Here is a 23,917-nt window from a genome sequence, read left to right as displayed (position 1 = left end):
GATGGCCCAACACTCTAGCTAGTTGGCTTCAGCCGCGTCTTCGATCACCTTTGCCACTCGGTCCGGATGGGAAACCATCACGACATGCGAAGCACCCCTGACCTCGATGGTTTCCTTGGCGTTCGCACGCTTGGCCATCCACTTCATAGCTTCCGGTGGGATGTTCTTGTCAGCGGAACCGAATATCGACCAAGAAGGAATTTCCTTCCACCCGGCATTCGTTGCCGCTTCGCCAAGCGCGACATCGGTGACTGGACGCTGCGCGGCAGCCATAGCGGCGGCGGCCTTTGTCGACACGTCTGCTGCGAACTGCTTGTGGAACTTATCCTGCTGTATGTAAAGGTCCTTTACGCCGCTCTCCAGCTCGACGGGTTTGTCGAGCGTCGATGAAAGGGTGCTTCCCGGGAACTTGCCGGAAAGCGTGAGCGCGGATTCCCCGGGTTCCGGAGCGAATGCCGAGACATATACCAGCGACTTGATCTTGCCGTCCTTCGTTGCCGCTTCTGAGATCACCGCGCCGCCGTAGGAATGTCCGACGAGCACAACGGGCGTATCAAGATTCGCGATGATTTGCTTGAGGTATGCGCTGTCGCCCTTGACGCTACGCAGTGGGTTTGCCACCGCAATGACGCGATAACCATCGGATTCAAGTTTTCCGATGACGCCATTCCAGCTGGACGCGTCCGCGAACGCACCATGGACCAGGACGATCATCGGCTTTGTGCTGGCCGCGTGGGCCGGAACACTAGCCAGTGAGGTGGCAAGCAATGCAGGTGCGATTAGTCTCTTGAACATGGGACATCCTCGTTCGATTTTCGACGGTCCGAGAATGCGCGATGTCAGGCCCAAGATATTGTACATTTAGTCAAATGGACGCCTGCTACAAGAACAAAGTCGATGTTGGTCTCGCCGGAAATCCACAGAAGGGGCACTCAGATCGCTTTGGTTACCATGAAGGACAGGGACAAGGTCACTTCGGCTACCTGTAGGCCCCGAGAAGCATCTGCCGCTATCATTGCCGCGGTGGAGTAGAATTTCACCGTGGAGCCTGAGCAGCTCCGCTTTGCCGGAGAGGCCGAACTGGATCAATTCGAGTCAGGTCTTCTTTCCTGCGGCCGTGAAATGCCGCTCTCCGCTCGCAGGTGTCTTGTCGCGTCGTGCGATGAAGTGCTGGGTTGTTGTGACTCAAGCTGGGATAAAAGATCACATGGGTAGGCATCACTCAAAACGGCTTACTGCGCCAGGTGGAACGGACATGGACTACGGGATCTACATGTGGGGATGTCGCCGCCGATGCGTTTAGAACGGAAGCGACTTTCTGCCAGCATCTTGGCGTAGCCAAAACAATCGGTCCTGAAGGATTCCCTGCGTGGTGTCGTCGACCTACTCCACAGCGCGTATCGCGCGAGATTTCGTATGCGATTGAAGCCTCTGCGAACCGAATCGCCTTTTAGACACACCTTCCGGGTTGCTGCCTCGAATCCACGTATGGTGAAGCTGCAGGCTCTCGGTTATTCGTTCCCCGGATGCAACGCGCAGTGGGTGTGTGCACCGGACTGGATATTGGCTTGATCAACAGAATCCGACCTGGCCGAACATTGCATTGCGGCCTGTGAAGTTGCCAGGAAGAGCAACTCCGGGATGGTCCAGCACGTGATTTCCATGGCGCTGATCGAACTCGGTTAGGTTTTAGCCAACCCGTTGTCGCCATCGCGAGCGCGCCACTTAGCCCGCCCGCGATGGCCTATGCAGCTAGGAGATTAGCTCTTTACAAAGGCGAGCAGATCCGGGTTGATGACGTCTGCATACGTGGTCAGCATGCCGTGCGGGTAGCCCGGATAGACCTTGAGCGTGCCGTTCTTCAGCAGCTTCACCGATAGGCGGGCCGCGTCGTCGATCGGGACGATCTGGTCATCGTCGCCGTGCATGACCAGGGTCGGAACCGTGATCTTCTTGAGATCTTCAGTCTGATCGGTCTCGGAGAATGCTTTGATGCCATCGTAGTGCGCCTTCGCGCCACCAATCATACCCTGCCGCCACCAATTCTGGATAACTCCCGGATAAACCTTAGCGCCTTCGCGGTTGAAGCCGTAGAACGGACCGGAAGCGAGGTCCAGGTAGAATTGTGCGCGGTTAGCTGAGAGGCCGCTGCGGAGACCGTCGAAGACTTCCATCGGAAGGCCGTCGGGGTTGGATTCGGTCTTGAGCATCAGTGGTGGGACTGCTGAGACAAGCACCGCCTTCGCGACGCGCTTCTGAGGCTCCCCATATTTTGCGACGTACCGGGCAACTTCGCCGCCACCCGTTGAGTGGCCGATATGAACGGCGTTCTTGAGGTTCAGATGCTCGTAGACTGCGGAAGCGTCGGCCGCATACTGATCCATATTGTGGCCATCAGCTACCTGCGAGGAGCGACCGTGGCCCCGGCGGTCGTGAGCGACGACGCGATAGCCGTGCTGGACGAAGAAAAGCATCTGCGCGTCCCAGTCATCGGAAGACAACGGCCAGCCGTGATGGAAGACGATCGGCTGGGCATCCTTGGGACCCCAGTCCTTGTAGTACAAGTCAACGCCGTCCTTGGTCTTTACGAATGCTTCGGTCATTTCAAGCTCTCCTTCGATAGTTGCGGTTATCTTTTTGTCTGCTGCGTTGGCGACGGGAACAAACATGGAAAAGGAGACGGCTGCCCCCGCAATCAGTGTCTGTCGGCGAGAAAGGTCGTAGGTCACAGGTAGCTCCATGTTTCCGCCGGGTCTCGGCATGGCGGGAAGTTAGGGGAGGAGCGGGCATCGTTATTGTATATTTGGGCACAAACGCGCGGAGGCCGCGACGGGCTCATCATCTGAAATGGATGACATTCGACTGCCCCTGGATAGGATCGCTCAATATGGCCCGACAGATTATCGCTAGAGGATGAGAGGGCCGCTACTGCGGAAGTCACGGCCGATTCATGTTCCAGGTCAGAACGCACACTCCGAATGACCCGATGGAGCAGAAAGGCGGTTGTCGTGGGATTTGCGGGGAAGCTCTCGCAGGTCGCGCCCTAAATCAAGGCGCAGAAGTTCAAGCACTGTGTCGTTCGATTGCACCAAGAAGCTGTTCGAGATTGGCCCGTCTGACGGGGGCACTGACCGGACGAAGGCGGTAGTCGTAGCGACGGGTGCGCGACAAAGGAAACTGGACGTTCTGAACTTCGGCCATTTCGAGGGGCAGGGCATCCACAATGCCGCGGCGGCCATGGAAGGGATCCTGTGTGCAGCGACCTCGCGTGATTCCTACGCAGCTGCTGTGAAGACCAGCTCCGTTACCCGATATAAGTCTTGATGCTTGTCTGCGGTTCGTTCTGCAACGTAGTCGCCTCCATGGGTTCCGGGGCCTTCGGTCTCGCTTGCTAGCTGCGAGCTATGGGGGGGTGCCATCAAGGGAGTTCTGCGGCTGGCCGAAACTGAAGCAATTATGGGTGGATGCCCGCCTAGGATAGCGCCGTTGAGCCGGACTCGAGGATCGCACGATCAGACAATCTTGAAGCAAACCGATGTTCAATCCTCCCGGCACAGATCCGGCAATGGGCGCAACCGCGCTACAGACGGGCGAATGGAGATCGTGAGATGGCGACCGTACTTCCAGATATAGGCCAGGTTTCTTTCGTGGAGATTGATGGCATCAACGTTCGCATGGCGACGGGAGGACGGCCCGAAGGGATCCCCGTGGTCATCACCAGTCCCTGGCCCGAGAGCATTTATGCGTTTAGGGGAATTCTGGCAGCAATCGGAAAGGGGCTCCCTATGTCGCCATTGACTTGCCGGGCTTCGGCATGTCGCAGGGCCGCTCGGACCTCATGTCTCCGAGGGGGATGGCTCGTTTTATCGTGCTGACCGCTTGGAACCTGGGTATCACACGGATGCACGGTATCGGGCCCGATATTGGCGCTCTCGCCATGCTTTCTGCCGCAGCCGACCGTCCCGATCTTTTTGAAAGCCTCGTTGTCGGCAGCGTCGCCACGAGGGTCGAGCTGGCTGCAGGCGGTTTGGTTGATCTGATCGCGTCTCCACCTGGCGCATTTGCAGAGGAGCAAGGGGGCGATCTCGCGGTAGGTTTTGTAACGGCCGCATCTGCGAACACGCCGCCGCCGTCCGTGATTGAAGACTACTGGCACTCGTCGTCTGCCGGACGCTTTGATCGGGCAACGAATTTTGTCCGGTCCTATTCCGAGGAACTCCCGGTCCTCGAGAAGATCCTCCCGCAGATAGAAGCGCCTGTCCTTGTGCTCGCGGGGCGTCACGACCCGATCGTCCCGCCTGCCAACGGCGAATTCCTCGTGGAGCGCATCGGTCTCTGCCGACAGATTCTCCTAGATGGTGGCCACCTTATTTGGGAGGACGCAGCGGAAGAGTATGGTGCCGAAATCCAACGCTGGATTGGTGCGGACTACAATTTAATGGGCGCCGTCAATCATCGGCGCTGATAGCGTCGAGACTTCGAGAGTTGCAGGGATCGGAAAAGCCTCCACGAATTATCGCCTCAACGAGGCAAGGACGCGATCCTTCAATAAAAACCTTCCCGGAGCGCCGATAACGCGACGCGATTGGACCGAGTGGTCAAACACAAGGTCGCGTCTTCATGTTCCAGAGGAAGAAAATAGATGCGAGTTCTAGTTCTGTTTGCGCATCCGGCGCAGCGGAAGTCCAGTATCAACACGGCGATGGCGGCAAGCGCCAAAGGCTTAGAGAGCGTGACGTTCGTCGATCTCTACGCAGAGTATCCCCGCTTCTCCATAGACGTGGATCGCGAACAGCGTCGGCTTCTGGAACACGACATCGTTGTCTTCCAGTTTCCCGTATTCTGGTATTCGACCCCGGCTCTTCTCAAGCAATGGCAGGACCTGGTTCTCGAGTACGGCTTTGCCTACGGCCCACGGGGCAAGATGCTGGCGGGAAAGCATTTGATGGCTTGTATCACCACTGGTGGCAGCAAGTCGGACTACTCGGAAAACGGCGGCAACCGACGGGTCGTTGAGCAGTTTCTCTATCCGCTTGAACAGACAGCTACGCTCTGCGGTATGGAGTATCTTCCTCCCTTTGTTCTTTATTCCGCCAATCATCTCGACGAGGAGGTGGCGCAACATCACATTCAATCCTACCCGCGGCTCCTCGCCGCACTTCGCGATGACAGGCTTGCCATCGCAGATGTCCGTCGGCTGCCGACTTTCGGGAGCTTTGATCTACCTGATCTGGTGAGGAACTGACCGTTGGAAGGCTTCGCATCCTACGCACTTTGCTATCTTGCTGCGGCGGTCCTCGCTGTTATCGTGTCGCAGCGCATCGGACTGGGTTCCGTAGTCGGCTATATCGCCGCTGGCGTCCTGATTGGCCCTGTCTCCCAGATCTCGATGGCGGGATCAGCAAACCTCGAACAGTTCTCGGAATTCGGCATTGTCATGATGCTATTCCTGATCGGCCTGGAGATCGACCCCCAGATGGTCTGGCGGCTCAGAGGCAAGCTCCTCGGCCTTGGCGGGCTGCAGGTTGTCGCCACAATCGCTGTAGTAACGATCGCCGGGATTGGTCTCGGTTTCGATTGGCGCCAAGCCGTGCTTTTTGGCTTTGTAGCGGCCCTATCTTCCACCGCTATCGTTCTCCAAACCCTCGAAGAGAAAGGCCTTCTCAGATCGGATGGTGGGCAGGCGAGCTTCGCGGTGCTTCTGTTCCAGGATCTGGCGGTGATCCCCATGCTCGCGTGTATTCCGCTGATCGCCGGGAACGGCCATGGATCACCGACGGGGCATGGAAGTACTGATTTGTTGGCAGGGCTCCCCGGCTGGATTTCGGCGATCATCACCGTCGCGGCAGTTGGAGTAGTGGTTGCTGTGGCGCATTTCCTGTCACGCCCGATCTTCCGGACCATAGCCCTTCTGGGACTTCGCGAGGTGTTCACCGCTGCGGCACTGCTAGTAGTCGTCGCTATAACAGCTCTCATGTCTGCGGTAGGCGTTTCGCCCGCACTTGGTGCGTTCCTGGGAGGTGTTGTTCTCGCAAACAGCGAGTTCAAGCATGAGTTGCAGAACGACATCGAACCATTTAAGGGGCTTTTGCTAGGATTGTTCTTCATGACAATCGGAGCAAAAATCGTTCCCGAGGTACTGTTTGCGAACTGGCCAGTTGTAGTCTGTGCCACACTGGGTTTGATTACGATTAAGGTGCTGGTCCTACTTCCTCTGGCCTGGCATTTTCGCGTCCGCGGACCTTCTGGATGGCTTTTCGCTTTTGGGCTTGCACAGGCAGGGGAGTTCGGCTTCGTTCTGCTGTCGATCAGCGGAGATCGTGGAATTCTGTCTCCTCAATTGGTTTCGGTATCGGTCCTGGTCATCACATTCGGTATGGTCGTCACACCCCTACTGTTCGCGCTTTCCGACCGGATCGTAGTCATGCTCGAGAGACGCGGAGGCCATCGCAGAACAGTTGATCAGCCGGATGAGGGCACGATCATCCTCGCGGGGGTAGGGCGCTTCGGGCAGATCGTGAACCGAATGCTTCTCGCGAACGGTTACAAACCTGTCGTCCTGGATTATCGAGCAGACGTTGTCGACAATGTGCGAAAATTCGGAGTGAAGTCGTTTTTCGGAGATGCAGGACGTCCAGATCTACTGGATTCGGCCGGGTTAGGCCACGCGGCATTGCTCATCGTTGCGATAGATGACCCTGACCGCGCGACGGAGATCGTTTCCTACGCACGCAGAATTAATCCCGGCATCCTGATCATTGTTCGCGCATACGACCGTCTCCATTACTACAAGTTGGTGGATGCGGGAGCGGACCACATCGTTCGCGAGTTGTTCGACGGTTCGATGCAAGCGGCTGGGATGGCGTTGCAGTCGCTCGGAATGCACCCCTACGAGGTCGAGAAGCGGAAGACGGTGTTCGTGGAGCAAGATACGGCGGGCTTGGCGCGGATGGCCGCCGTAGTCGATGGCGACACGCCTGTGGCGAACAACCCCGATTTCATTGCTGGTTTCAACGACATCGGAAAGGTAATCGAGAACGCGATGATGGGATACCGTTCCGGTTACGACGAAATGGTGTCGAGGGGATGGAACGCGCCGGATTCCGCCTCCATCCATGTGCCCCCCGAACACCAACGAGCATTAAGCTTCTTGAGAGGCGCAGACAGCCGTAGATGCGAGGAGCGGTGACGAAAGCCTGGGCGATTCAACGGCCACGACAAACATTGCTCACACCATCGCCAGGACCTTCGCCTGCAAGTTTGTGACATCGTTGAGACGACGCCTGTGATGAGGCTGGCCGCCTCCGGCCGCACCCAGCGCTTCTCCGGTGTCGAGGTCGCTCGCCGCCGCCGCGCCAATTTCCACGCCGACCACATCTAGTCCGCTTGACGCGACGACTTGGCGCGCTCCGGTGTCACCATCCAATTCGCCGAGCGTCTCAAGTATGGCTTTTAACGCAGGGCGAAACACGCAAGACGAGGCGCGTACGCTGTTTACCGAGGTCGTATTACGCATGCTTGACCAACATGCGTCACTTCTGGCGGGATCGCTACCTTCCGCCCCGAGATGGAGCCAAGCGTATGACCGCCTGAGAGATGCACCGCACTCGGGGGATAATTTCCTCTTCGAAGGTGCCGTAGACGTCAAATCGACGGAGCGCACCGATTTCGTCAGCGACCGGAGCATTTCGATAAGCTCGAAATCGGAGCTGACGAACGCCACCCATTATCATCGTCGCATGACATTCAACGCTTCTTAGATCGAGATCACCCTTTGGACAGTCAAATATAACCAAAAGGTATGGTCTCGGCACACCGTGGTCCGAACAGATTTCGGGCTCGGGGAAAGGCAACATCTGCTCATCAAAATCCAAATCCAAATCACGGAGAGCCTGATGAACGCCTACGCCCCGCCCAAAGATCACAAGATCATCGCCGCAGCCTCGCTGGTAATCGTCTCTGACATTGATCTGTCGCGTGCCATGACTGCTGCCACGCAAGCTCCCGTGGTGCTTCCGGACCAGTCCGCCGAGGTTGTGCAGCGTGACCTGCTTCTGCCTTGGCAGCGTCGAAAGATCATGCGGTTCATTGAAGCCAACCTTACCGAAACCATCAAGGTGGAAGAACTGGCTGCCATGACGAAACTCAGCAAGACATACTTCTCCAGGGTCTTTAAAGCGGCATATAAAGAAAGCCCGTATAGCTATGTCCTTCGTCGGCGTATGGAGTTGGCGAAAGAACTGATTACAGAGACCAACGCAGCTCTTAGCGAGATCGCATTGGATTGCGGCATGGCTGACCAGGCTCACCTCTGTAAGACGTTCCGAAAGGTCTTCGGCACCACGCCGAATAACTGGCGCCGTGTGGCACTGACCGCCAATCGCGGTTCCGGCAAATTGCGTTCTCGCGAGCATCGTAGGGATGCGAACGCTGCCCGTTTCAATTGATTGTCGCGAGCGTGCGGAGCTGAAATTGACAATCTCATTGGATGGTCGAGTGAGATCGTTAAGGCAGACGCGGCTCCGTCGCCTAGGGCCGCCAGTCTGCCCGCCTAATGGCGCATCGCTAGTATGGCCCACCTCACTCCCTTGAAATAACAGAAAGGAATTCAAATGCGTCTAATTGCTCTCATGGTCCCACTTTCGGTGCTCCCTCTCCAACCCGCATTCGCAGCTTCGGAGCATTTCGTGGCAGGGCGGCTGGAGTGCAATCTTTCCCGAAGCGAAGGTGCTGTTCTCGGCTCAAAGCAGAATCTCGATTGCCTCTTTCTCCCTTCCGAACAGGGTGCCCCGGTCCGCTATGCCGGAGTTATCGATAACTTCGGTATCGATGTCGGCGAGGTGAAAAATGCCAAAATGGTGTGGGCAGTCGACGCGATCAGCAAACAACACGCTTACGATCTTGAAGGGACATATCGTGGGCTCGAGGCTGCAGCAGCTGTCGGCATCGGTGTCGGTGCAAAGGTACTGACGGGCGGCACTCGCGGCACTTTCTCGCTCCAACCTGTTGCCATTAGTGGGGAGGAAGGTCTCAACATCTCGGTGGGAGTTACCCAACTGCATTTGAAAGCCGCAATGTAATCGGCTCATGCATTTAACAGCTGGGCGGGGGCGACGTCACCAGGCGTCGGCCCTTCACACCTTTTGGCAACCCTGTAGTCCGGGCGCGAATTTTACAAGCACTTTCAGGGCTTTCGTTGCAAGCCCAATCGCCAATACCCGATCGCACCGTGGCGGGCAGAATTTGAAACGGTAGGACAACCTGTGATGATAACGATCATGACATTGTTCGGAGAACCTGGAGATGTGCAGACTTGGCGTGTCACAACGAGCGGGCGGGGTTTGGGGCGCAAGATCGTGGACGTGGCGCTAAACGCGGGACACAGGTAGTAGCCGACCGTGCGGAACAGCCGCTGAGAAAGGGCCGGGAGCGCTTCGGCGAACGGCTCAAAACTTTCGCTTTGGATGTGACCGATGCTCAAGCCGCGCAAGCTGCAATCGACTCTGCGATCGATCAGTATTCCCGGGTTTCGTTAACAACACAGCCACGACCTGCCGTTCGAACAGACAACTGCTGCCGAATTCCAAACGCAAATAGATGGCAATTTCTACGGCGTCGTTAACGTTGTTCGGGCTGCCTTGCCCTCGATACGTACGAACCGACGACGACCCACCATCAATATCTGGGCGAGTCGGCGCCCCGGGGCTCAGCGCGTACCAATTCGCAAAATGGGCGGTGGGTGGTTTCACCGAAGTCCTCGCAAAGGAACATCAAATCGCCTTCGCCCGAAGGCTCAGGCGTCCTCAATGCACCTGATTAGGTCGTCAGCTAGGATCGGTTTCTTGAGAACTTCTCGCGCTCCGCCAGCGATTGCACGTCGCCTTGTGACTTCGTCCTTGAGAGCCGTCATCATGATGATAGGCATCCTGGGCCACCGTGCCTTCACGATGTCCAGCAGCTCAAGCCCGGTCATCTCTGGCATGTTAATGTCCGTCAGCAACAGATTGACCAGTTCGATATTATCGTACGCGAGGAACGAGCTTCCTGAACTGAAGGGTAGCGCGTCATAGCCCATGGACTCAAGAAAGCCCGAAGTGGCCTCGAGAAGCGCCCCGTCGTCATCGACGATCGCTACGGATTTTTTGTCGCCAGACACCTGATGTTCCTTTTTCCCTGACTTGCGGGCTATGACATCTAGTTAGTCTGACTGGCGCGCTTTTGTAATAATACGATTGTATGGGTCGGTCCGCGTATCGGATGGGGAGCCGTGACTCAGGCGAGCGCCTTGAGGATCTCAGCCTTCCGGACCAGATCGGCGAGTGAGGTCACGTTCATCTTGCGCATGACGTTCCCCCTGTGAATTTTTACGGTTACCTCAGAGATGTCGAGAAGGTGGGCGATTTGTTTATTCAGGAGGCCTTTGACTACAGCCTCCATGACCTCGTGTTCTCTCGGCGTGAGCGACGAGGCCGCTCTTATCGCTTCATTGGCTGCACCCAGCTCAAGACGGCGCTCCCGGTCTTTCTCTACCGCAACAGAGACGGCATCTAGCATTTCTTGATCGCGAAATGGCTTGGTAAGGAAATCGGTGGCTCCGGCCTTCATCGCGCGAACGCTCATCGGAACGTCTGCGTATCCCGTCATAAAAACGATCGGAAGTCTGTTGCCCATGGCGTTCAGCTTTGCTTGGAGGTCGAGGCCGCTAAGGCCCGGCAAGCGGACGTCGAGTATGAGGCAACCGGGACGGTCGGGGAGGGGCTCAGCCAGCAGCTCGGCAGTCGAGGAAAAGCCCAGGGAATCGATACCAACCGAGCGAAGGACATCTCGGACACCATCACGCATCCCGTCATCGTCATCCACGACGACGACAAGCGGCGTTTCGGCTGCCGCGTCCTGATTGTTCCGATTACCTAAAGCAGCCGTCATCGGCATCGACCTCAAAGCTATCTGGTTTGGTATTGCAATGGGAACTCGGCCACAAGATTGCTCCAAACGACACGCGAATAACTACTACGCGTAAGAGTAAAGCTCGACCTAGCCATAAGGATAGGTTCTGGCCGCGACCCGATATTGTAGTGTCCGAGAAGGTTGGGAGGCCGAAAGATCGCAATCCTCAGGACCGTTTCGATGACCGTTATAGCCCAGCCCGACACCGTACACCTCGGTGACGAACCGATGTCGAGCGGAATGACATTCCGTATCCTGATGTCCAGTCTGGTCGGCACCTCCGTCGAATTCTACGACTTCTATATCTACGCGACAGCAGCAAGCCTGGTGTTCGGCCCACTCTTTTTCCCGGCGACCGTGTCCTCCATGGAATTGATCGGCGCGTACGCGAGTTTCGGCATCGCATTCATAGCTCGACCCGTAGGCGGGGCGGTCTTTGGACATTTCGGCGATCGGGTGGGCAGAAAAGCAACGCTTGTGGTGTCTCTTTTGTTGATGGGCGCATCTACCGCGGCGATCGGACTGTTGCCCACCTATGCTATCGCCGGATGGCTGGCTCCGGCTCTTCTGTGTCTATTGAGGTTCGGGCAGGGGCTGGCGCTTGGAGGAGAATGGACTGGTGCGGCCCTTCTAGCCGTCGAGAACGCTCCAAAGGGCTGGAGAGCCCGATATGCGATGTTCGCGCCGCTCGGCGCTCCAATCGGGTTTCTGCTGGCGAACAGTCTGTTCCTCGTCCTTACGTTGACGCTATCTCCCGAACAGTTCTCCGATTGGGGCTGGAGAGTTCCATTCCTTCTGAGCGCGCCGCTGGTCTGGATGGGGATCTGGATCCGGTTCAACTTGGTTGAGACGCGGGACTTCCACGCTGCGATAAGCAAGGCGAAGCCGTCCCGAGTTCCGTTGCTTGACATCTTCCGGCTACATATGGACCAAGTCATGTTCGGGGCGTTCGGTGTGGTAGCCTGCTTCTCGCTCTACTACGTTGTGACTGCCTTCGCCCTCGGGTACGGAACTTCGGAGCTCGGCTATACGCGGTCTTCGTTCCTCATGGTGGAGCTTGGCGCGATCTTGTTCATGGCGGCAGGTATCATCGTGGCGAGCTGGCTTTCGGATCGCATCGATCCAGAACGGATCCTCATCTTTGGATGCGTCGGCACGATCATTTCCGGGATCGTTCTCGCACCTATGTTGGGAAGCGGCTCCCTTTTCGTCATATTTATCTATCTGGCGTTCTCGCTCTGGGTAATGGGTTTCGTGAACGGGCCGCTTGGCGCCTGGCTGCCCGGTCTGTTCCCTACCCGGGTGCGATACTCGGGAACATCGGTGGCCTTCAACATAGGTGGCATCATCGGCGGAGCGCTGACCCCTGTGGTTTCACAGGCACTCTCCCAATACAGTGGCTTGGTGGCCGTCGGCTTCTACCTCGCCATCACAGGGGGCCTGAGCCTTATTGCCTTTGATGCAAGCGCCCGGCGGAAAGCCCTCGACGCGCTTGCACAGAGCGATATCAGATACAGATCTATCTTCGAGCAGAACCACGTCTCGCTCTGCGAAGTCGATCTGTCCTTCCTATGGAAACGGTTGGAACCCATCCGCGCTTTTCCGCCGTCAGAGCTCAGGGCATACCTCGATGCCAATCCGGCGGTAGTTGACGAATGCGCGAAGCTGATAAGGTTCGTGGACGTCAACGGCGCAACGGTGCAGTTGTTCGGCAAAAACAGCGATAGGGAGGTCCTTGGCTCCATCGACCGATTCCTTCCTGCGCATAGCGAGTTGGCGGAGGCTATCATTCTGGGGATATGCTCCGGTGGTGATCGCGTCGAGATGGAAGCGCGACTGCTCCGCGGCGAGGGAGCCGAGGTTATCGTGATCTTTGTCATAGCGTTTCCGGAAGACAAGGACACCTTTGACCGCGTGGCTTGCGCGATGATCGACGTGACTCAACGGGAACAAGCCAAGGAGGCACTGATTGCGGCGCAGGCAGAACTTGCTCGCGTCGGAAGGGTTGCGACGGTAGGAGCGATCTCCGCTTCGATCGCTCACGAGGTGAACCAGCCTATCGGGGCTGTCGTCATGAGCGCTCAGGCATGTGTTCGCTGGCTCAAGTCAAATCCGCCTGATATCAAGGCCGCCTCGACCGCGGCCGAGCGGGCCATCACTCACAGCATGCGGGCAAGCGAAATTATCCAGCGAACGCGCGAGCAAGTCCGTGGCGCCAGAAGAACTCTTGAAACAGTTGATCTGCGGGACATCGTTACGGATGTCGTCGGACTTCTTGACCGGGAACTGATCTCCGCATCAACACGTGTCACCACGCACTTTGAGATTCACGAATCAATCGTACTGGCCGATAGGGTGGAGATCCAGCAGGTCATAGCCAATCTCGTGACCAACGGACTTCAAGCCATGGGAGGCGTATCCGCGGATCATCGTGAGCTCGGCATTTTGCTGTCCGCGGCTGAGCCTTCCCTGATAAGACTGCAGGTCAGAGACCATGGCACCGGGATAGCACAGGAGAACCTCTCCAAGCTTTTCAGCCCGTTTTTCACTACCAAAAGCGACGGCATGGGGATCGGTCTGGCAATCTGCAAAACGATTGTAGAGGCCCACGGCGGTTCGCTCACCGCCCGGAATCACGACGATGGTGGGGCGATATTCGAGATCCTGTTGCCGTTATCGGTCGAAGAAGAAAACCTGCCTCTCGTGGCCGCGACTGTTGCTTAGTGTGTATCGGTGGCTTGCAGATTCATGGGCGTGTCGGCGGGCCTAGCCGATCGCTTCGTCGGAATCGTGGCGAGCGGGCCGCGACGACACCTAGTTCGCGGCTGCGGGCTTCTGCTGGACTCGTAGTGTCGCTCTAGCTCTGCACCGAAGCTTCGCGCGTGACCGCGACGTCCGCGAGGTCTCGAAGCAGCTTCTCGTGTGTTCGCCAAAAGATGTCCGGTGCCTCCTTGGCAAGTTCCATCCACAGCGGCCCCTGCATGGTTTCTTCGGTCCAGAGATGACATCCTCGCTCGGTCGGCGTGATGATCCACGCGTCGTGGGCTCTGGAGGACGGCGATGCTTTTGGGCCGCCAGCCCATGCGATGCGCGTCATCGGCTCGAACTCGACGACCGACGCCGCGACGTCCTGGCCCGCAAGATTAGTCTCGAAGCGGCTGCCAAGCTGCAGGTTCGTGTGTCCGTCGAGGAGTTCGACGTGGGAGACGCCCAGATAGTAGGTCGGCCAGGACAGCGGATCGGTCAGGAGAGACCAGATTTTGGCGGGCCCCAAGTCAATAGATCACATACGTCTCTAGGGGTGTAGCTATAGGTCCCGAGGCGACTACTCCACCACTGGATCAAGGGGAACGACAGCGTGCGGACGCCGCTGGTGAGTTCGCTGTATGTGAATTCGCGAGGTACGCTGGTCTCTCAAGGTGGGCGAACAACCGTCTACACATACAACCCTGAGAATCATTAATCACCGTCTCAGAGATGGATCCATGGCTTCTCGCCCCGAAGTTACAGCATGGCGGGTAGAGCATTGGCCGAAGGGGTTGGATTCTTTCGTGAGTCCTTCTGCGGGCAGGTAGTATTTCCTCGCTATCGAAATCCGTATCTCGATCCCTGGATCCTGGTCTAGTGGCAGCACGAGCGGGAGGAGGGCGAGCCGAGCGGCCATTCTTCGTCACAGTCTCGACGTCGCTTACCAGATTTTTCCAGGCTTCTGGTGTCGTGATGAATCCTTTCCCTTTTTGTTATAGCAATCCGGCTTCGCCACGCGCCAGGCATGTATGGATAGAGTGGAACGTGCTGAACAAAGGGTACCACCGGAAGGAAGATCGTCGGAAAGTCCCGACCTGGACGGTGACCCAAGGCGCGGGCAGGTGGGGCGAAGAACCGCTTCATAGTCTTGCGGCGGAGACTTTACGTTCCCGCCAGATGTCGCTTCAGTCGTCCGACCCAGGGGGTGGTCGAGCGCCGGGAAAAAAGTCCTGAAATTAACGTCGTCACCGTTAGGAACACCGCCTTCAACCCTTTGTGACGAATATCCCTTTTGACGCAAGAAACCAATTTTGATCTAGGGGGTTATATTGGGCTGTTTAACTCCGAATGTCGCAATGAACTGGCTTCGCGGAAAACAGTGTTTCCAGCACCTAGAGGGACTTCCGCTAAACTCTCGTTCGCCCGGCGTTCACAGCGGATGCTTGTACTGTTCAAGGCGCATCTGTGTACTGACGGCTTCCAGAAGCGCGGCAAGGTCATTTTCGCCAGAAAGTGCACGGTCGACTGCAATCGACATCGCCACGCGCCCCTGATCACACTCTGGAGAAACATGGTTCCGCTCGCACCACTTGCGGACGACAGCGGCGACTACTTCGGCATCACGATCTGTAAGATTAGCTAACAGAGACATCGCTATGCCTCCTTTCGGTCTCGGCCAGACCAGCAGACCACTGTACCCTGAATGGCCAGCATAGCAACGAATTTTCTGGGCCGACCGATGCGCCAACTTCGATGACGATCCAGTAGCGGCCCCTTAGAGATTCGGGTGACACTCGTCACCACTCATGAGGGAAATTCGGCCCGAGGCGCGCGACTGCACCATCCCGAGCTAATGCCGCGATAGGCGATGCGCCTCGAGGCGGCTTTATGCTTGGCAAGGTCGGCGGGGCTCTTCTTTTCGCTTGTCCTTCGGTAGGGTTGCCGATCTCCTTCCCTGGAAACACTTCGGAACCCTACCCGGCATGCGTGGGCTACATTACCTTGATCGTCGGCCCAGCCGATGACTTGGATAGCGTCTTCAGTGGTACGTCTTTCAATTCTTGACATGCGCAATCTCCTTTGAGTGCCGATCTATGCAGTCGGTCACGCAAGGCGAAAGGTGGTTTAGCGCATCCTCGGGCTCATGAAGTTCGCTCTTTGTGATTTAACGCCGAACTAGGTCGGCGTTTGCATTGATGGCAACTATAGGGCACGGATCGTACAAAACCGTCTTCTTGGCAGATCGAATCTTGCAAGAATATCGGCTGGTTTTGACGTCTTATCCATACAGGCGAGGCAAACGGTCGCATCCTCCTCCCAACGACCGCCTCTCCGCGAAGGTGTCCTCATCGCCTTCTAGTCGTAGTCCATCCGCCGTGGCTGCGACTTTGCGATCCCTGCCCTGGTCCCCCTCCCAGAACGAGCAGGGATCGCCGCTTTCGCGTTCAACAGGCTCACAGCAGTCAGCGAAAAAATACAAGGCGGCGTCGATGGGGGCAGGATTGTGCAATCCGTCACGCAGGAAGCCGCTATCCCCTGATGCCATCGCTCATGCTGCCTCCCGCATGACGCCCGAAGCCGGGCGGATCGAAAATGCGCAGCAGTTGGGCGCCGAAGGTTTTCAGCGCGGAAAGGCAAGAAAATGAGACGTTGGCGGAACTATGTAATCGGGATCTGTTCCATCGCGGTCGCGGGCCTCGTCGGCTCGGCCGCGTTCTTCTTCTGGCCTCATGGCCTACCGCAAGTAGAAGCCAGCAAGTCCCAGCCAACAGGTGCCAATCTGATCGCACGCGGTGAGTATCTCACGGTCGCAGCGGACTGCGCCGCCTGCCACACTACCAAGAGCGGGAAGCCCTTTGCGGGCGGATTGCCTTTCAAGCTGCCTTTCGGGACAATCTACTCGCCAAATATCACGCCGGATAGGACTGCTGGGATTGGCGATTGGAGCGATGCTGAGTTCGTGAGGGCCATGCGGTCTGGCGTCGGCAAGCATGGCGAGGATCTCTATCCCGCTTTCCCATACAGCTCGTACGCGCTGCTTTCGACCGACGACATTCTCGCGATCAAGGCCTACCTGACGACGCTCGCCCCTGTGTCAGATTCCGTGCCGGAAAACGCACTTGCCTTCCCTTTCAATCAAAGACCCCTGATGCGTGGATGGAAGCTTTTCTTCGTACCGTGGAGCCCATTCCAACCTGATCCCGGCAAGGACAAGAGGTGGAACGATGGCGCATATCTGGTCGAAGCCCTTGCGCACTGCGGCGAATGTCACACCCCCCGCGGCTCGATGTTCCAAAGGAAGCAGGGAGTGGCGTTGTCCGGCGGGGATGTCGATGGCTGGCAGGCCTGGAACATCACGTCAGACAAGGAGCACGGCCTCGGGAACTGGAGCGACCAGCAGATTGCGGACATGTTGGCCACCGGACACGCCAAGGACCGCGGCGTTGCAGCAGGTCCAATGCGTGAAGCAATCGACCTAAGCCTGAGCAAACTACCGCAGTCAGACATCGACGCTATCGTGGCTTACCTCCGTACAGTTCCTCCTGTGCCAGGCGAAGCAGATCACAAAGCGGTACGCCGCGAACGAGGAGAGCTAGACGCCAGCTCTACCTCGACTTCTACGACTTTGCAGGCGGGCAAAGATATCTACGCTGGGGCATGCGCGAGCTGTCATGGTTGGAATGGTGAGGGGCAGTTCAATCCACGGGCCGCGATTCTCGGCGGACACTCGCTCGCCGACCCGGCAGCGAGCAACGTCGTAAGGGTCATCCTGCAGGGCTCCTCAGACCATGCCTCGGCCCCAGGAAAAACCATGCCCTCATTTGCGAAGATTTACTCAGACGCGGAGATTGCCGCATTGGCGAACTACGTGGTCGAACATTTCAGCGGACGAGAGGGGACTGTAACCGTCGAGCAGGTTTCCCACGCCCGCTGATCGCACAATCTGGCAAAGGCCCGCGAACGGACAGCGCGGGCCAATTCTCCAAAACTTGTACTGGACCAATGCGATGAACGCACAAAATCTTGTCGCTGGAAGAAGCGCGCCTAGAAGCCAATTCGTCACTGACGATCCAGTCGAAATACTTCGCTACGCACGGGAATCCTTCAAGGATGGTGTCCCGGTTGCGTTGGTCACGCTCGTCGATATCCGGGGAGGGGCCGCGCGGCCGCTGGGAGCGCAGATGACGGTGCGTATCGATGGTCTGTACTGTGGATTTGTTTCCGGCGGATGCACAGAGGCAGCCGTCGCGTTTGAGGCAATGGAAGCTCTAAATATTGGACATGACAGGTTCCTTCAACTGGGCGAAGGCTCTCCGTTCTTCGACATTGTGTTGCCATGTGGCGGCGGCATCCAGCTCTCGATTCACGTCATCAGGCAAATTGAAACTATAAATGACGTGCTCGGGCAATTGGCGCGTCGCAGAGAGGCAGGATTGCTCTACCATCCTGGCGCGGAGGCGATATCTTGCCGTTCGTCAGGACAGACGGGTTGGCAACCCGGCGGCTTCCTGAGAATCTACAGACCATCCACTCGACTGATTGTTTCGGGTAATGCGTTGGAGGCGAATGCAGTCGCCCAAGTCGCCAGGGCGGTCGGATACGATGTCGATCTTGTTGGCAAATCTTTCGAAAGGAATGTCTCGGACGTCTCTCCAGACAAATATTCGGCGTTTGTCCTGTTGAATCACGATCTGGATGCTGAACTGCCCGCGCTGGAAGCGGCGCTCAAGTCCCCCGCTTTTTATATCGGCGCGCTGGGTAGCCGCCGGACTCATGACAGACGTAGGCAGGCGCTGGCGAGACTAGGTTACGGCGAAGCGGAAATTTCGCGGATAAAGGCTCCGATCGGTATTTTCGACAGGGCGAGGGATGCTTCTTCGCTCGCATTGTCAGTTACTGCCGACATCGCCGCACGAGTCGCCGCGGATGTTAGCGAATCCTAGACCTCAGCCGTCTCGTGGGCGGCTGAAGTGGGTAACCTCGTTCTCTTCCCTAGTCTCGCCTATATTCGAGAAGTCTCATTGCGATCGACATGAAGTCATCCAGCGATCGCCGATCATTCATGACCTTCATTCTCAGTACAGTACCCTCCCAGCTGTTGATGAGGAAGCGCGCCATCTCGAGCGGCTCAAGACCGCTCTTGATCTCCCCGATTTCCTGGCCTTCTGCGATAACCCTTGCGAGCAAGTCCGCCCACGTGGAAAGCGAATCCTTTAGCGCCTCCCGAAGGAGCGGCACACTGTCCGAACTTTCCGCCGATAGGTTGCCTATGAGACAGCCTTTGTCGAAGCCGTCTTTCTCATACCGCGAGATAAAAAACCGGAAGTGCTCCCTAATGCGGGTGAGGGGGGAGAGAGCAGCATTAGACAATATTTCCCGTTTGGACGATGCGACATATGTCTCCAACACTTCAAGAGCGAGCCCCTCCTTTGTCTTGAAGTAATTGTAGAAACTGCCCTTTGGGACGCCAGCGGCATCAACAATCTGCTGAACGCCGCAGGCACTGTAGCCGAGCGCTTGGAAACGGTCTTGTGCGGCAGCGAATATCTTATCTCTGGTCGGTGAGGCCATGAGGTTCTCCTTAGGTCCCGGCGTATGAACGGGGCTACCCGAATTCAAGTGTGGACGGTCATCGAGCTACAAAAATAACTCGGTTGACAGGACAATACGACCGGTCATATCTAAATGCAACCTAAGACGACCGGTCATATTTAGCTCTGCAGTACCCCGACGGAGACGCTTCCATGGCGACAGATATCCAGAACACCAACCTCACGCCTGCTTGGATAATGGCGCTCGGCACTTTCGCTATCGGGACCGAAGGGTTCATGATCGTGCCGCTGCTGCCAAACATGGCCGCTGACCTGCAGCTATCCGTTGCCACGCTGGGAACGCTCGTCACGGTCTTCACGCTGACCCTCGCGTTCAGTTCGCCAATCCTGACGACCCTTTTCGGCTGGGTGGACCGTCGACGTCTGTTGATCTTGACGATGGTGTTCTTTGCGCTTGCAAATCTGGTCGCTTGGAAGTCGAGCGGGTACTGGGGCATCTTTGGTGCTCGGGTTCTCTTGGCTGTTGCAGCAGGAGTCTACACGCCAAACGCCAACGCGCTAATCGGCGTGTTAATAGCCCCAGAGAGGCGCGGCAAAGCACTCGCCGTGGTGAATGGCGGCATGACGATAGCCATCGCATTAGGCCTGCCGATTGGATCTCTTGTGGGCAATGCGCTTGGATGGCGAGTCACGTTCCTCGGCGTTGGCATCCTCGCGGCTATTGCGGTGCTTGGCTTGGTCTTCGGGCTTCACCGATCGATCGGAACTGGAATGCCCGTGCCCACTCTAGCCGCCAGAATCGCGGTTGCTAAGCGGCCACCCGTTCTGCTCGGGCTTGCGGTTACACTCTTTTGGGCGATCGGTGCCTACACCGTTTGGACCTACATCGCTCCCTACCTGGCATCTGTCGCCGATTTCGGTCCCAATGGTATCAGTTTCATCGTCTGCCTGTGGGGTGTCGGCTCGGCGGTCGGTGTGTTCAGCGGTGGCGCCCTCAGCGACGCGTTCGGTGCCAGGGTCGTGATGGGTGCCAGCCTCGTGATCCTGACTATGGCGTTCCTCGCCCTGTCGTTGACCGCTTTCTTCCTGACACCCTCGCAAGCCATCGTTCCGATCGTGCTTTCAGTAGCCGTGTGGGGTGTGACCGTCTGGGGCTTCTTCCCGGCTCAAATATCCAACCTGATCCACGTTGGCGGGCATGCCTCGGCGCCTGTCGTGCTCTCACTAAACACATCGTTCATGTACGGCGGCTTTGCCATCGGGAGTGCCATCGGCACCTTCGTCTTCGCTCATGGACAGGTAGCCGATCTCGGCTTAGCCGCAGCCCTAGCCGAAACGATCGGTATCGTCCTGCTTTACGGTTTCGCCGCCAAGGCGGAATCACCAAACCCGTCGCCTGCACGCTGAATCGGCAGGTCGACCCAGGTTCCCAACGCAACGCAAAACCAAGGAGAATGACTATGAAAATGACTGGCAACACGATCTTCATCACTGGTGGCGGCTCCGGGATCGGCCGTGGCCTTGCCGAAGCGTTCCACAAGCTGGGGAACCAGGTAATCATTTCGGGACGCCGCAAGGCCAACCTTGACGAGACCATAAAAGCAAATCCCGGTATGGCTGCGTACGAGATGGATATCACCGACCCGGCGAACATCGAGCAGGTCGCCGCAAAGATCGTCGCCGACTACCCGGCATTGAACGTGCTGTTCAACAACGCTGGCATCATGCCCTTCGACGACGCTGCCAAGCCGATTGACGAAAAGACGATGCAAGACATCGTCACGACGAATTTTCTCGGCCCGATCCGAATGACATCCGCGCTAATTGAACATCTCAAGAAGCAGCCTTCTGCAGTCATCATCAACAACACATCCGTGCTTGCTTACGTGCCGCTGGCATACAATGCCGTCTACTCGGCGACGAAGGCTGCCCTCCATTCTTTCAGCATGTCGCAGCGCTTCGCACTCCGCGACACCTCCGTGAAGGTCCAGGAAATCGCTCCGCCGTGGGTCGACACGGACCTTATCAAGAAGAGCGGAGATCCGCGCGCAATGCCGCTGGACGCCTTCGTGAAGGAGACCATGGAGAAACTTGCGACCGACAACGAAGACATCTACGTGGATGCCATCAAGATGTTGCGCGACAATCCGGGCTCGAAAGAGCACGAGTTCTTTTTCCAGTTCAATGAGGCGATGGTTAAGGAACCTATCCCGGTCTGAGCGGGGCCCGCTAAAGGCGAACCCGCCGGATTGGTCGATGCAAAAGGGCCTCAGCTGTAAGCTGAGGCCCCTTCATTTTGTTTTCGCAAATCGCGACCTTCGGGTCAGCGAGATGAGGGCACAGATCAGCGTTCGGGAGCAGCAGGCTACACTCGACGAAAGCCGGATGATGTCACCAAGGATACTCAGTTCTCTTCAATGGCGTCGTCCGCCCGGGGTTTCGTTCTGCGGACGCTCAGGGAAGCGGCTCGGCCGATCACGCCGGAGATTCCCCGTAGCCTTCGCCCGTGACAACGGACTGGGCAAGACGACGCGAGACTGTGCCTAAATCCGTGGCCATCTTTCTTGACGAATGTGGCCACGCATCCCATTATGTCCTCGGACAGCTGGAGATGATGATATGGACGCGAGGATACTCAAGCAGGTGCAGGTGGCCCGCAACGTCAGCAGACAGGACATCACTCACGGCCTTGTGGAGACCATTGTCCAGATCGGGGGCGATCCTCTGACCGTCAGGAAGGCGAAGGATGAGCTGAGCGCAGTGCTAGCGAAAGCCCGAAACGGCGTTCCGCAAGTCATCGGCAATATCAAGAAGGCCGATGATATGGCGGTCGTGATCTCCGTCAAGGATCTTGCTGAACTCCTTACCGCAGCGCGGCAGCAGGAGACCTTCGGGGAGGCGCTCGACGCTATCGGCTTCAAGCCGTATTCCGGTGGCCGCATCATCGTCGGTCAGGGCCACAAGCGCGAGCGCCTGCAGCGCAGCAACGCCTCCGGCGGGAAGATGGCCCTCTGACGCATGTTCTTGCTCTCGACGCAGGCGCTGATGGATATCATCTGCGAAAACCCCGACGTGACTGCGTGGATCCGCCCGATGCCAGCGCAGGACATCCATGCCAGCGTCGTATCGGTCGCCCACGTCCAGGCGGAGATCCTCTCGACGCCGATCGAGGAAGGCCGGGAGGTTATGGATCTCGCGCTCAGGGCGTTCGTGTCCTTCGCCCGCAGGAACAACGCCCTCGAACTCTTCGACGAAGGGGCGGGGGCCGTATTCTCACGAATCGCCCAGCTCGAGCTCCGGGTCCATGACGACGAGGATCTCGGCGACATGTCCCGCATGGTCGTCGCCACGGCGATCGACCGCAACCTCGTGCTGATCGAGGGCGAGCAGCCGTATCACGGTCAGATCGACGGCCTTCGTGTCGAGGATCCATATGACGGCTTTCGGCTCGCACGGGGTTGAACTCGAAGCACCGAACGATGGCTCCGCATCTTCATCGGCGAAGGTTACTAAGCGTGAAGGTCCGGCAATAAGGTGAGAACAGGGAGTGCTGGGATGCTCGGTAGTTCCCAGCGGCTGATTGCCTGACATGCGCTCCGAAGCCGGGAATTCGGAGCTCGTGGCAGTTGCAACCTAATTCCGCATTTTCTACCGATACCGTCGGTAGTCAGTCTCAGTCGAAATGAAATTCGGATAGATCCACCGAGACGATGAGCGGTTCCGGAAGCGGCGTGTTGTCCGGCTTGCGCGGAAAGATACGCATTTTCGAGGGGAGCACGATGCCGTCCACCTTGAGCGGATCGAGCAGGTAACGGGCTGCCGCATTCTTGCCTTGGATGTCCACCTCGTAATCGTGCCGATAAAGAATGCCGTCCTTGTTGAAATAGAAGATCTGCTCGGTGCTGTGTGTCGCGATCTCGTCGGGGAAGCGAACGTGAAGGCGACGCAGGGTCTCCCCATTCTCCTGCCACGGTTCGATCTCGTTGCAAACCACGCCGGGTCGTTTGAGGATGAAGGGCGACGTCAAATAGGTCCACATCGTGTACCCGGAGAAGTACGCGACCTGCGGATTGCTCCACGGAGTTTCCATCTCATAGCCCTCAAAGGATTTTCGCGGATCGAGAAGCTCCTCGACGATGGCGCCCTCGGGCGTCTCGATCGTCACGCGACCGGGCGTGAACGCCGATTTGTTATCGGTGGGAGCAAATGGCCAATGCGACACCCATTCCTGCTTGAGGTCCACTTTGACATAGCAGTCCACCAAGACTTCGGCCTTGCCCTTGAGACCCCAAAGGACGCCGCCCTGATGAAGCTTGGCCGTCAGGTAAGAGAATTTCTGAAACTGCTCCATTCCACCGTGGGCTTCGATGGCGATGTCTAACAGGTTCTTCATGCATTGCTCCTTGGCTAGAGATTTGAAAGCTTTTAACGCTCCCTCTCTGTACGAGGATCGGGCATGACTCCATTGTAAGATTGGACACCTATGGCGGGGCGAGCGATGCTGTGCGCCTCGCTCTGCCGAATGATGACGAAGGCTACCCTCAGAGCTGGTTCGGTTTGTCTGAACAGATTGGGGCGTTTCGCTAAGTGGATTTCCGCCTCGATTATGCCGCCACCATCATTGGCGTCAGCGCGTTGAAGTAAGCCTGATCCGGCGTCTGCCGGTCAAG

At 57.4% G+C, this 23,917-nt stretch carries 21 protein-coding genes and 1 pseudogene; 13 read left to right on the top strand and 9 right to left on the bottom strand.

Going from position 1 to position 23,917, the window contains the following annotated elements; translation table 11 throughout:
* Positions 1-18: 18 nt before the first annotated feature.
* Together JNB88_RS31760 and JNB88_RS31755 are read right to left on the bottom strand one after the other, a co-directional pair.
* A complete protein-coding gene (locus JNB88_RS31760; protein ID WP_220358946.1) occupies positions 19-795 on the bottom strand; it encodes an alpha/beta fold hydrolase in 777 nt (258 codons plus the stop codon).
* Positions 796-1,760: 965 nt separating this feature from the next.
* Positions 1,761-2,603 carry an alpha/beta fold hydrolase gene (locus JNB88_RS31755; protein ID WP_420832238.1) on the bottom strand — a complete coding sequence of 281 codons (843 nt, stop codon included), beginning with the start codon at positions 2,601-2,603 and terminating at the stop codon, positions 1,761-1,763.
* Between the two features lie 469 nt (positions 2,604-3,072).
* On the opposite strand from JNB88_RS31755, the gene JNB88_RS31750 reads away from it, so the two are divergent.
* The 4 genes and pseudogenes from JNB88_RS31750 (at position 3,073) to JNB88_RS31735 (ending at position 7,189) form a co-directional block, all read left to right on the top strand.
* Entirely contained in the window at positions 3,073-3,324 is a 252-nt protein-coding gene (locus JNB88_RS31750; protein WP_220358944.1) for a hypothetical protein, read from the top strand.
* A 463-nt stretch (positions 3,325-3,787) separates the two neighbouring features.
* Positions 3,788-4,465: pseudogene (locus JNB88_RS31745) on the top strand (alpha/beta fold hydrolase); the annotation flags it as partial.
* Between the two features lie 177 nt (positions 4,466-4,642).
* Positions 4,643-5,245, top strand: coding sequence for an NAD(P)H-dependent oxidoreductase (locus tag JNB88_RS31740; RefSeq protein WP_220358942.1), 603 nt, complete (start codon positions 4,643-4,645; stop codon positions 5,243-5,245).
* Positions 5,246-5,248: 3 nt separating this feature from the next.
* Positions 5,249-7,189 carry a cation:proton antiporter domain-containing protein gene (locus tag JNB88_RS31735; RefSeq protein ID WP_220358941.1) on the top strand — a complete coding sequence of 647 codons (1,941 nt, stop codon included), beginning with the start codon at positions 5,249-5,251 and terminating at the stop codon, positions 7,187-7,189.
* Positions 7,190-7,228: 39 nt separating this feature from the next.
* Here the strand turns inward: JNB88_RS31735 and JNB88_RS31730 are convergent, their stop codons facing one another.
* A complete protein-coding gene (locus JNB88_RS31730) occupies positions 7,229-7,516 on the bottom strand; it encodes a hypothetical protein (RefSeq protein WP_220358940.1) in 288 nt (95 codons plus the stop codon).
* 379 nt (positions 7,517-7,895) lie between these two features.
* On the opposite strand from JNB88_RS31730, the gene JNB88_RS31725 reads away from it, so the two are divergent.
* Together JNB88_RS31725 and JNB88_RS31720 are read left to right on the top strand one after the other, a co-directional pair.
* Positions 7,896-8,447 carry a helix-turn-helix domain-containing protein gene (locus JNB88_RS31725; RefSeq protein ID WP_220358939.1) on the top strand — a complete coding sequence of 184 codons (552 nt, stop codon included), beginning with the start codon at positions 7,896-7,898 and terminating at the stop codon, positions 8,445-8,447.
* Positions 8,448-8,612: 165 nt separating this feature from the next.
* On the top strand, positions 8,613-9,080 hold the full coding sequence (locus tag JNB88_RS31720; protein ID WP_220358938.1) for a DUF992 domain-containing protein: 468 nt from the start codon (positions 8,613-8,615) through the stop codon (positions 9,078-9,080).
* A gap of 713 nt (positions 9,081-9,793) precedes the next feature.
* On the opposite strand, the gene JNB88_RS31715 is transcribed toward JNB88_RS31720, so the two are convergent.
* Together JNB88_RS31715 and JNB88_RS31710 are read right to left on the bottom strand one after the other, a co-directional pair.
* A complete protein-coding gene (locus JNB88_RS31715; RefSeq protein ID WP_220358937.1) occupies positions 9,794-10,156 on the bottom strand; it encodes a response regulator transcription factor in 363 nt (120 codons plus the stop codon).
* A gap of 116 nt (positions 10,157-10,272) precedes the next feature.
* A complete protein-coding gene (locus JNB88_RS31710; RefSeq protein WP_220358936.1) occupies positions 10,273-10,926 on the bottom strand; it encodes a response regulator transcription factor in 654 nt (217 codons plus the stop codon).
* A gap of 201 nt (positions 10,927-11,127) precedes the next feature.
* Here JNB88_RS31710 and JNB88_RS31705 point away from each other — a divergent pair, with 201 nt between their 5' ends.
* A complete protein-coding gene (locus JNB88_RS31705) occupies positions 11,128-13,671 on the top strand; it encodes an MFS transporter (protein ID WP_223217414.1) in 2,544 nt (847 codons plus the stop codon).
* Between the two features lie 133 nt (positions 13,672-13,804).
* Here the strand turns inward: JNB88_RS31705 and JNB88_RS31700 are convergent, their stop codons facing one another.
* Positions 13,805-14,221 carry an SRPBCC family protein gene (locus JNB88_RS31700; protein ID WP_222858196.1) on the bottom strand — a complete coding sequence of 139 codons (417 nt, stop codon included), beginning with the start codon at positions 14,219-14,221 and terminating at the stop codon, positions 13,805-13,807.
* 903 nt (positions 14,222-15,124) lie between these two features.
* Entirely contained in the window at positions 15,125-15,346 is a 222-nt protein-coding gene (locus JNB88_RS31695; RefSeq protein ID WP_220358935.1) for a hypothetical protein, read from the bottom strand.
* A 990-nt stretch (positions 15,347-16,336) separates the two neighbouring features.
* Here JNB88_RS31695 and JNB88_RS31690 point away from each other — a divergent pair.
* Positions 16,337-17,629: a c-type cytochrome gene (locus JNB88_RS31690; RefSeq protein WP_220358934.1), complete on the top strand. Its 1,293-nt coding sequence runs from the start codon at positions 16,337-16,339 to the stop codon at positions 17,627-17,629.
* Between the two features lie 73 nt (positions 17,630-17,702).
* Positions 17,703-18,638, top strand: coding sequence for an XdhC family protein (locus JNB88_RS31685; protein WP_220358933.1), 936 nt, complete (start codon positions 17,703-17,705; stop codon positions 18,636-18,638).
* A 49-nt stretch (positions 18,639-18,687) separates the two neighbouring features.
* On the opposite strand, the gene JNB88_RS31680 is transcribed toward JNB88_RS31685, so the two are convergent.
* A complete protein-coding gene (locus JNB88_RS31680; RefSeq protein WP_220358932.1) occupies positions 18,688-19,266 on the bottom strand; it encodes a TetR/AcrR family transcriptional regulator in 579 nt (192 codons plus the stop codon).
* Between the two features lie 173 nt (positions 19,267-19,439).
* Between JNB88_RS31680 and JNB88_RS31675 the strand changes: the two genes are divergently transcribed.
* From JNB88_RS31675 to JNB88_RS31660, 4 genes are all read left to right on the top strand, one after another.
* Positions 19,440-20,654 (top strand): MFS transporter, encoded by a 1,215-nt coding sequence (locus JNB88_RS31675; protein ID WP_220358931.1) that lies wholly within the window; start codon positions 19,440-19,442, stop codon positions 20,652-20,654.
* A gap of 53 nt (positions 20,655-20,707) precedes the next feature.
* The gene (locus JNB88_RS31670; protein WP_220358930.1) at positions 20,708-21,466 is read left to right on the top strand and encodes an SDR family oxidoreductase; all 759 of its coding nucleotides are present in this window, start codon (positions 20,708-20,710) and stop codon (positions 21,464-21,466) included.
* Between the two features lie 400 nt (positions 21,467-21,866).
* Entirely contained in the window at positions 21,867-22,262 is a 396-nt protein-coding gene (locus JNB88_RS31665) for a hypothetical protein (protein ID WP_220358929.1), read from the top strand.
* A gap of 3 nt (positions 22,263-22,265) precedes the next feature.
* Positions 22,266-22,709 (top strand): PIN domain-containing protein, encoded by a 444-nt coding sequence (locus JNB88_RS31660; RefSeq protein ID WP_220358928.1) that lies wholly within the window; start codon positions 22,266-22,268, stop codon positions 22,707-22,709.
* Between the two features lie 211 nt (positions 22,710-22,920).
* Here the strand turns inward: JNB88_RS31660 and JNB88_RS31655 are convergent, their stop codons facing one another.
* Positions 22,921-23,640 (bottom strand): hypothetical protein, encoded by a 720-nt coding sequence (locus JNB88_RS31655; RefSeq protein WP_220358927.1) that lies wholly within the window; start codon positions 23,638-23,640, stop codon positions 22,921-22,923.
* Positions 23,641-23,917 lie beyond the last annotated feature (277 nt).

Source organism: Rhizobium cauense (assembly GCF_019511525.1).
Classification (GTDB): Bacteria; Pseudomonadota; Alphaproteobacteria; order Rhizobiales; family Rhizobiaceae; genus Rhizobium; species Rhizobium cauense.
Note: the sequence above shows the minus strand (reverse complement) of the source record. Positions and strands in the feature narration are given on the sequence as shown.

Coding starts and splice junctions, on each gene's coding strand:
- JNB88_RS31760 (WP_220358946.1), bottom strand. CDS start 795: ATGTTCAAGAGACTAATCGCACCTGCATTGCTTGCCACCTCACTGGCT.
- JNB88_RS31755 (WP_420832238.1), bottom strand. CDS start 2,603: ATGACCGAAGCATTCGTAAAGACCAAGGACGGCGTTGACTTGTACTAC.
- JNB88_RS31740 (WP_220358942.1), top strand. CDS start 4,643: ATGCGAGTTCTAGTTCTGTTTGCGCATCCGGCGCAGCGGAAGTCCAGT.
- JNB88_RS31730 (WP_220358940.1), bottom strand. CDS start 7,516: ATGCGTAATACGACCTCGGTAAACAGCGTACGCGCCTCGTCTTGCGTG.
- JNB88_RS31725 (WP_220358939.1), top strand. CDS start 7,896: ATGAACGCCTACGCCCCGCCCAAAGATCACAAGATCATCGCCGCAGCC.
- JNB88_RS31720 (WP_220358938.1), top strand. CDS start 8,613: ATGCGTCTAATTGCTCTCATGGTCCCACTTTCGGTGCTCCCTCTCCAA.
- JNB88_RS31710 (WP_220358936.1), bottom strand. CDS start 10,926: ATGACGGCTGCTTTAGGTAATCGGAACAATCAGGACGCGGCAGCCGAA.
- JNB88_RS31705 (WP_223217414.1), top strand. CDS start 11,128: ATGACCGTTATAGCCCAGCCCGACACCGTACACCTCGGTGACGAACCG.
- JNB88_RS31695 (WP_220358935.1), bottom strand. CDS start 15,346: ATGTCTCTGTTAGCTAATCTTACAGATCGTGATGCCGAAGTAGTCGCC.
- JNB88_RS31690 (WP_220358934.1), top strand. CDS start 16,337: ATGAGACGTTGGCGGAACTATGTAATCGGGATCTGTTCCATCGCGGTC.
- JNB88_RS31685 (WP_220358933.1), top strand. CDS start 17,703: ATGAACGCACAAAATCTTGTCGCTGGAAGAAGCGCGCCTAGAAGCCAA.
- JNB88_RS31680 (WP_220358932.1), bottom strand. CDS start 19,266: ATGGCCTCACCGACCAGAGATAAGATATTCGCTGCCGCACAAGACCGT.
- JNB88_RS31675 (WP_220358931.1), top strand. CDS start 19,440: ATGGCGACAGATATCCAGAACACCAACCTCACGCCTGCTTGGATAATG.
- JNB88_RS31670 (WP_220358930.1), top strand. CDS start 20,708: ATGAAAATGACTGGCAACACGATCTTCATCACTGGTGGCGGCTCCGGG.
- JNB88_RS31665 (WP_220358929.1), top strand. CDS start 21,867: ATGGACGCGAGGATACTCAAGCAGGTGCAGGTGGCCCGCAACGTCAGC.
- JNB88_RS31660 (WP_220358928.1), top strand. CDS start 22,266: ATGTTCTTGCTCTCGACGCAGGCGCTGATGGATATCATCTGCGAAAAC.
- JNB88_RS31655 (WP_220358927.1), bottom strand. CDS start 23,640: ATGAAGAACCTGTTAGACATCGCCATCGAAGCCCACGGTGGAATGGAG.